Source organism: Candidatus Parakkermansia intestinigallinarum (assembly GCF_944389695.1).
GTDB lineage: Bacteria > Verrucomicrobiota > Verrucomicrobiia > Verrucomicrobiales > Akkermansiaceae > Akkermansia > Akkermansia intestinigallinarum.
Map to the genome: position 1 here is coordinate 106,109 of NZ_CALXNG010000006.1, position 8,466 is coordinate 114,574.

At 64.1% G+C, this 8,466-nt stretch carries 4 protein-coding genes; all 4 read left to right on the forward strand.

Annotated features, from left to right (window positions below; translation table 11 throughout):
* The first annotated feature begins 4 nt into the window (after positions 1–4).
* Entirely contained in the window at positions 5–1,159 is a 1,155-nt protein-coding gene (locus tag AC6UAL_RS03115; RefSeq protein ID WP_500681902.1) for a 6-phosphofructokinase, read from the forward strand.
* Positions 1,156–2,163 carry a D-alanyl-D-alanine carboxypeptidase family protein gene (locus AC6UAL_RS03120; protein WP_500681903.1) on the forward strand — a complete coding sequence of 336 codons (1,008 nt, stop codon included), beginning with the start codon at positions 1,156–1,158 and terminating at the stop codon, positions 2,161–2,163. Before AC6UAL_RS03115 ends, AC6UAL_RS03120 begins: the two co-directional genes overlap by 4 nt.
* Positions 2,164–2,166: 3 nt before the next feature.
* Positions 2,167–3,279: a 6-phosphofructokinase gene (locus AC6UAL_RS03125; RefSeq protein WP_500681904.1), complete on the forward strand. Its 1,113-nt coding sequence runs from the start codon at positions 2,167–2,169 to the stop codon at positions 3,277–3,279.
* A gap of 384 nt (positions 3,280–3,663) precedes the next feature.
* Entirely contained in the window at positions 3,664–8,184 is a 4,521-nt protein-coding gene (gltB, locus tag AC6UAL_RS03130) for a glutamate synthase large subunit (protein ID WP_500681905.1), read from the forward strand.
* Positions 8,185–8,466: the final 282 nt, after the last annotated feature.

An 8,466-nucleotide genomic window follows, 5' to 3' on the forward strand; every position in this document is an offset into this window, starting at 1 on the left:
ATCCATGATTATCGGCATCCTCAACTCCGGCGGCGATTGTCCCGGCATCAACGCAGTCATTGAAGGTTTCGTCACTTCAGCCTACCGGCGGGGCTGGCGCGTGATCGGTTTCCACGACGGCTTCGAAGGTCTGCTCCCGGTTGCGGGCGGGCGCCGCTATGAGATTCTCACCCCGATCAAGACGCACAAGATTCGCTCGGTCGGCGGCACCATCCTCGGCACGACGAACACCGGCAACTTCAACGTCCGCACGAACAAGGTCGGGCGCGCCTCCATTGATAAAGACGTCATGGCGAAGGCCAAAAAGACCATCACCGCTCTGGGGCTTCAGGCTCTGGTCGTCATCGGTGGTGACGGCTCGGCCAAGACGGCGCAACTGCTCTCGGAAGAAGGGCTGCCGGTCATCAGCATTCCCAAGACCATCAACAACGACCTCTGCATCGCCTCGGACTACACCTTCGGCTTCCAGAGCGCCGTCTCCGTCGTCACCGAATCCATCGACCGCATCCGCACGACGGCCAACTCGCACCAGCGCATGATGGTCATCGAGGTGATGGGCAACCTCTCGGGGTGGATCGCGCTGCACAGCGGCATCTCGTCCGCTGCCGACGTCGTGCTCATCCCCGAAATTGAGTTTGACCTCAACAAGGTCGTGGACTGCATCAAGACCCGCAAGGCGAACGGACAGCGCGAAATCATCGTCGTCGTCGCCGAAGGCGCGCGCATCAACGGCCAGCTCGTCACCGTCCGCAACACCGAGAACGGCGATGAGCGCCTCGGCGGCATCGGCAACCGCCTCGCACGCGAGCTTGAAGAGCTCACCGGTATCGAGACGCGATACTGCGTGCTCGGGCACACCCAGCGCGGCGGCTCGCCCTGCGCCTTCGATCGCATCCTCGGCATCCGCTTCGGCGTCGAAGCCGTGCGGCTCATCGAAGAGAAAAAATTCGGCACCTCCATTGTTCTGGAGGGACTCAACGTGGGCACCGTCACCATCGACGAAGCCGTCAGGAAGCCGCGTCTCGTGCAGCCGGACAGCCAGATTGTGCAAACGGCTCGCGACTTGGGCATCATCTTCGGCGACCGTGAGCCCGGTGCGCTGAACGGCAGCCGTCCCACCGCGAAAACGACGCGCAAGAGCAGCAAATCGGCATCATGACCCCCCTCCGCATCAAAGCCGCCGTTCTCGGGCTTGCCGGGCTGCTGTTCAGCTCCTGCGCCGGTACGGTCGGCCAGGCTCCGCCTCAGGCGCCACAGCCGAGTTACCTAGCCCTCGAAGTCTCGACGGGGCGCATCCTGTACTCGTCCAACGCCAATGAGCGCCGCCCGATCGGCATGCTGGCCAACGTCGTCACCGCTGCCGTCGTGCTCGACTGGGTCTCGCAGCAGAATGTGAGTCTCGACACGCTCATCACCGCCCCGATGCAAGTGCTTGAGCACCCCAACACCAACCTGCTCGGTCTGGTGCCCGGGGCTCGGCTCACCCTGAGAGACGCGCTCTACTCCGCGCTGCTCTGGGACGACAGCAGCGCGGCCATCACCTTGGCATACGCCTGCGGCTCCGTCATCAGCCCGAGCGATCCCATCGGCGCCTTCACTACACAGATGAACCGCTTGGCACGCGGCTCGCTGAAGATGGATTCAACCGTGTTCAAGGGCCCCAGCGGCGCCACCATCTCGCAGTCGACGGCGAGGGACATGGCCGTCCTCTCCATGTACGCCATCGACAACACGACCCTGCGCACCATCTGCTCGCAGCGCAGCGCCCAGGTGAGCATCTACATGCCCGACGGCGCGACCAAGCAGCGCAACGTCATCAACACCAACCGCATGCTCTCATCGGGCGAAGCGGTGGACGGCATCAAGGCCGCGCGCTCGCAGAGTGCCGGCTGCTGCCTGCTGGCCACGGCGCGACGCGCCTCGATCAAACTGCCCAACCCCTTGACGGGCAGAGATTCGACCTACGCCCAGCGACTGCTTATCGTCATTCTGGGCATGCCCTCTCCGCAGCAGCGCTACGCCCTTGCCAACAACTTCATGCGCGACGGTTGGCAGGAATGGCGCAATTGGCAGCTCACCAGTGACACCTCGAAGAGGGAGGAGTTCATCCTCATGCCGAGCAACAATACCACCTCCACATCCACCCACACCCCCACCAGATAACTCATGAACATCGGTATTCTCAACGCCGGCGGCGACTGCCCCGGGCTCAACGCAGTGATTGAAGGCGCCGTTGCCGCCGCCTCTGCCCGCGGCTGGACCGTCTACGGCTTCTACGATGGCTTTGAGGGTCTGCTCTCCACCCCCGAAAACGAACGCTATCGCATCCTCACCCCCCAGAACTGCCACAACATCCGCTCAACCGGCGGCACCATTCTGGGCACGGTCAACAAAGGCAACTTCACGGTCAAAAGCGGTGTGGGCGGCCGCCTGCAGATTGCAGACGACGTTCTGCGCCGCAGCAAAGAAACCGTCGAGAGGCTCGACCTCAAAGCGCTCATCGTCGTGGGCGGCGACGGCTCCCAAACCATCGGTCTGGAGCTGCGCCACATCGGCCTGCCCATCGTCGGCGTGCCCAAAACCATCGACAACGACCTCGGCGCCACCGACTACACCTTCGGCTTCTGGACGGCCGTCTCCGTCGTGAGCGAAAACCTCGATCGCCTGCGCACCACCGCCTTCTCACACCAGCGCATGATGGTCGTCGAGGTGATGGGTCGCCATGCCGGATGGATCGCCCTCTACGGCGGCATCGCCGGCGGTGCCGACGTCATCCTGCTGCCGGAAATCGAGTTCACGCTCGAGGACATCGTGCGCAAGGTTGAACTGCTCAAGGCACTGGGGCAGCGAGAAATCATCGTCGTGGTCAGCGAAGGCGCCCGCATCGGCGGCAAGCTGCTCACCCTCGATGAAGAGACGAAGGGCGAGGTACGCCTCGGCGGCATCGCCGCCTTCCTCTCGACCAAGCTCGAAACCCTCACCGGCATCGAAACCCGCTACTGCGTGCTCGGTCACATCCAGCGCGGCGGCGACCCCATTCCCTTCGACCGCGTGCTCGGCGTGCGCTGCGGAGCCAAGGCCATCGACCTCATCGAAGAGGGCAAGTTCGGCGACACCGTCGCGCTGAGCCGCAACGACATGGTGTCCATGCCCATCGAAGAAGCCGTCAGAACCCTGCATCTGGTCGACATCCAGAGCCAGATCGTCACCGCCGCCAAGGAAATCGGCATCTCGTTCGGCGACGAATCCCTGCAGCTCAAACAAGCCGCGCAGAACTAACGGGACGCCGAGCCCCGTCGCCTCGCGAACAGCAGAGCGGCATGGGCATCGGATTCCCGCCAAAGCCCCTTCACTCCCCCGCAGGCATGCCCCTGCGGGGGAGTCTTTGTTTCCGGCCTCCCCTCCTTCCCCTGCCCTCCCTTCCCGACTTCTCCCTCCTTTCCGGCCGTCCCTCCTATTCGGCCACCCCTCGTTCCGGCGCCGACTCCGACGCGGGCGCGAAACACGGCGCACAAACTCGCGACGCCTCGAAATCCTTGTTTAGCAGTAGGGGATAGAGCCCTAACCCTCAAATTTTGATTGCAAAAAGGCCCCCTCTGTGCTACTCTCGCCCCCGCAGGCAATGCTGTGGATGCCTGCCAACCCCATAACCAGACAACGCCAGTGAGTACAAGTGCATATTATCCTCAGGCTCAGGGCCTGTATGATCCCGCTCAAGAGCATGACGCCTGCGGCGTCGGCATGGTCGTCGACACCCTCGGTCGCGCCTCCCACAGCATCATTGAGAAGGGCATCACCATCCTTGAGAGACTTCTGCACCGAGGCGCCACCGGCTGCGACCCCGAAACGGGCGACGGCGCCGGCATGCTGATGCAGATTCCCCATGAATTCTTCTCAGCCGTCACGAAGTTCAAACTACCTGCCGCCGGACACTACGCCGTCGGCATGTTCTTTTTACCCAAGGAGAAAGTCCCCTGTGCCGTCTGCCGCGCCAAAGTTGAAGAAGCCGTCAGCGCCGAAGGCTTCGACTTTCTCGGCTGGCGAGAAGTGCCCGTCGACGAGAGCAAAATCGGCCGCCTTGCCCGCGAGAGCGCCCCTCTCATCGAGCAATGCTTCATCGCGCCGCAGAACAAAGAGCTCAGCGGCGACGAACTCGAGCGGCGCCTCTACATCCTGCGCCGCGTCATCGAGCACGGTGTTGCCCGCGAGCAACCGAAGCTCGGCGACCGCTTCTACATCCCCTCTCTCTCCTCGCGCACCATCGTCTACAAAGGACTTCTGCTCGCGCCGCAACTGCCGCTCTTTTACGCGGACCTCGCCGACGACCGCTTCAAGAGCTGCCTGGCCATCGTGCACCAGCGCTACTCCACCAACACCTTCCCGAGCTGGCCGCTCGCGCACCCCTTCCGCTACATGGCCCACAACGGCGAAGTCAACACCCTGCGCGGCAACCTCAACCAAATGAGTGCGCTTGAGAGCAACCTCGCCAGCCCCCTCTTCGGCGACGACATCGCCAAAATCCTGCCCGTCATCCCCGCCGGGCAGAGCGACTCGGCCAGCCTTGACAACGCCCTCGAACTCCTCGTCACCGGCGGGCGCAGCCTGCCGCACAGCATGATGATGCTCGTGCCGCAAGCCTTCGGCAGCCGATACTTCATCGGCGAAGACCTGCGCGGCTTCTACGACTACCACTCCGGCTTCATGGCACCGTGGGACGGCCCGTCCGCCGTCTGCTTCAGCAACGGCCTCGGCGCCGGCGCCATCGTCGACCGCAACGGCCTGCGACCCGCTCGCTACGAACTCGACGACAACGGACTGTTCATTCTCGCGAGCGAAGCCGGCGTGCTCGACACCGACCCCGCCCACGTCATCAAACGCGGCTGCCTCACCCCCGGAGACATCATCTGGATCGACTTCGCCCGCCGCCACATCAGCTACAGCGCCGAAATCAAAACCCGCGTCGCACGCCGCCGACCCTACCGCCGCTGGTGCCAAGAGAACCGCATCAAAATCCACGGCTTCTTTGACAGCGTCAACGCGCCCGAAGTCAACCCCAACCAAATCTTCTCGCGCCAAGTCCTCTTCGGCTACACGCAAGACGAACTCGAGCACTTCATCATGCCCATGGCCAACAGCGGGCACGACCCCGTCTACGCCATGGGCAACGACGCCGCGCTCGCCGTCCTCTCCGAGCGGCCGCAGCTGCTCTTCAACTACTTCAAGCAGCAGTTCGCGCAAGTCACCAACCCGCCCATCGACCCGATACGCGAGCAGCTCGTCATGTCGCTGACCACCTTCATCGGCAACCCCGCGAACATCCTCGACGAGACCCCGCAGATGGCGCGACTCATCAAGCTGGCGCGGCCCATCCTCACCATGAGCGACCTCGAAGCGCTCAAGAGCAACAAAGAGCCCGACTTCCGCTGCATCACCCTCTCGACCGGATTCTCGGCGCTCTCGAAAAACGGCCTGCAGGAAGGCCTCGCCGAACTCGAGCGCGAAACCGAACAAGCCATCCATAAAGGCTACCGCATCATCATCCTCTCCGACCGCACCCTCTCGGGCAACGAAGCCCCCATCCCGAGCCTGCTGGCCGTCGCCGCCGTCAACGCCAAGCTGCGCGAAATGGGCGTGCGCACCGGCACGGGCGTCATCGCAGAAACGGGCGAAGCGCGGCAAGTCATGCACTTTGCCCTGCTGCTGGGCTACGGCGCCACCGCCGTCTGCCCCTGGCTGGCCTTGGGCACCATCGTCAACCTCGCCCGCGAGGGCAAGCTGAGCGAATCCGTCTCGGCGACCAAGGGCATGGAGAACTATCTGGAAGCCGTCGACTTCGGCCTGCTCAAAACCATGTCGAAGATGGGCATATCGACCCTCCGCTCGTACCGAGGCGCCCAAATCTTTGAAGCCATCGGTCTGGGAGACGACATCGTCGAGCGCTTCTTCCCCGGCACCGCCTCGCGCATCGGCGGCATCGGCCTCAGCGAAATCGCGGCCGAATCCGTCGAGCGCCTCAACCGCAAAAAAGCCCTGCAATTCGAGCCGCAAACCGAACTCGAAAACGCCGGCCTCTACAAATGGAAGCGCGGCGGCGAGAAACACATCTGGACGTCGAAAGTCATCGGCCAGTTCCAGAAAGCCCTGCGCAACGAAGACTACGCGCAATTCAAAGTCTTCTCCGAGATGGTCAACGAAAACACCGAGACCCTCTGCACCCTGCGCGGCCTCTTCGGCTTTGCGGAGACCAAAGCCATTTCCCTCGATGAAGTCGAGAGCGAAGAAAGCATCATGAAGCGCTTTGTCTCGGGCGCCATGAGCTTCGGCGCCCTCTCGAAAGAAGCGCATGAAGCCATCGCCATCGCCATGAACCGCATCGGCTCGATGAGCAACAGCGGCGAAGGCGGCGAAGACCCCGCGCGCTACACCCCCCTGCCCAACGGAGACAGCACCTGCTCGGCCATCAAGCAAATCGCCTCCGGCCGCTTCGGCGTCACCGCCGAATACCTCGCCAACGCCCGCGAACTGCAAATCAAAGTCGCGCAGGGCGCCAAACCCGGCGAAGGCGGCCAGCTGCCCGGCGGCAAAGTCGATGAAGAAATCGCCCGCGTGCGCCACGCCACCCCGGGCGTCACCCTCATCTCCCCGCCGCCGCACCACGACATCTACTCCATCGAAGACCTCGCCCAACTCATCTTCGACCTCCGCAACGCCAACCCCGACGCCCGCGTCAGCGTCAAACTCGTCTCCGAAGTCGGCGTCGGCACCGTCGCCGCCGGCGTCGCCAAAGGCGGAGCGGACATGGTGCTCGTCTCCGGCCACGACGGCGGCACGGGCGCCTCGCCCCTCACCTCCGTCAAATACGCCGGCATGCCTTGGGAACTCGGCGTCGCCGAAACGCACCAGACGCTCGTCCTCAACGGGCTGCGCGAAAACATCCGCCTGCAGACCGACGGACTCATCAAAAACGGGCGCGACGTCATCATCGCCACCCTGCTGGGCGCGGAAGAGTACGGCTTCGCCACCTCGCTCATGATCGCGCTGGGCTGCATCATGGCTCGCGTCTGCAACAAAAACACCTGCCCCGTCGGCGTCGCCACGCAAGACCCCGAGCTGCGCAAGCGCTACCGCGGCAAGCCGGAGAACATCATCACCTTCCTGCGCTTCGTCGCCCGCGAAACCCGCGAATACCTCGCCGCGCTCGGCCTGCGCAGCATCGATGAAGCCGTCGGCCGCGCCGACCTGCTGCGCGTCGACAAAGCCCTCGCGTACTGGAAGACGAAAAACCTCGACTTCTCGCGCATCATCCGCCCCGAAGCCCTCAACGTCCACGGGCGAGCCGACCACCGCAACCGCTGCGCCGTCTACGACGAAGCCCTCCTGCCGCAGCTCGCGCCCGCCCTCGACGAAGGCAAAGCCGTGAGCCTCGAACTGACCGTCCGCAACACCGACCGCGCCGTCGGCACGCGCCTCTCGTACCTCATCGCCAAAAAGCACGGTCACGCCGGCCTGCCCGACGAGAGCATCTGCCTGAACATGACGGGCACCGCCGGCCAGAGCTTCGGCGCCTTCCTCGCGCACGGCGTCACCCTCCGCCTGCAGGGGCAGGCCAACGACTACGTCGGCAAGGGGCTCTCGGGCGGCAAGATCATCATCACACCCTTCGCGGGCACAACCTACGTCCCCTGCGAGAACGTGATTGCCGGCAACGTGTTGCTCTACGGTGCAACGGGCGGCAAAGTCTTCATACGCGGCCAAGTCGGCGAGCGTTTCGCCGTCCGCAACTCGGGTGCCGCTGCCGTCGTTGAAGGCGCGGGCGACCACTGCTGCGAGTACATGACCGGCGGCTGCGTCGTCGTGCTCGGCCCCACCGGCCACAACTTCGGTGCGGGCATGAGCGGCGGCTACGCCTACGTCTGGGACGAGCAACACCTCTTCGACCGCTACTGCAACCTCGACACCATCGACCTCGACCCCGTCACCGAGCCCGAAGACATCGAGCGCCTGCGCAGCCTGCTCGAAGAGCATGCGAACTGCACCGGCTCGCAACGCGCCCGCGACATCCTGGCCGACTTCGACAACGCGCTGACCAACTTCGTCAAGGTCTTCCCCATGGAGTACCGCCGCGTCCTCGGGCAGATGACCCGAGCCGACGCCGAAGTCAAGCGAGACCAAACGCACAACTGATTCGCAGCGCGGGAACACCCCCCACCGCACCCCGGCTCTGCCCCAGGGCAGGCCGGGGTGCTCTGCGTCCGGACGATAACTGCGCATGCGTCGCGCATGAAGCTTGACTAAAAGAGACAGCTGTGCTATATGCCGCCTGCCTCCGTCCTCCCCCGGCGACCGCCGCCTCTTCCTCCGATCCCCGGACCTCCCCAGACATCCATGCCCGACAACAAACACCCGGAAATCTCAGCCAAGGCGCACGAACAACTCCTGCACCGCCGAGTCGACCTCCTGCTGCGA

Bases quoted from the DNA above. Each gene is read 5' to 3' on its own strand.
- AC6UAL_RS03115 (WP_500681902.1), top strand. From the start codon at position 5: ATGATTATCGGCATCCTCAACTCCGGCGGCGATTGTCCCGGCATCAAC.
- AC6UAL_RS03120 (WP_500681903.1), top strand. From the start codon at position 1,156: ATGACCCCCCTCCGCATCAAAGCCGCCGTTCTCGGGCTTGCCGGGCTG.
- AC6UAL_RS03125 (WP_500681904.1), top strand. From the start codon at position 2,167: ATGAACATCGGTATTCTCAACGCCGGCGGCGACTGCCCCGGGCTCAAC.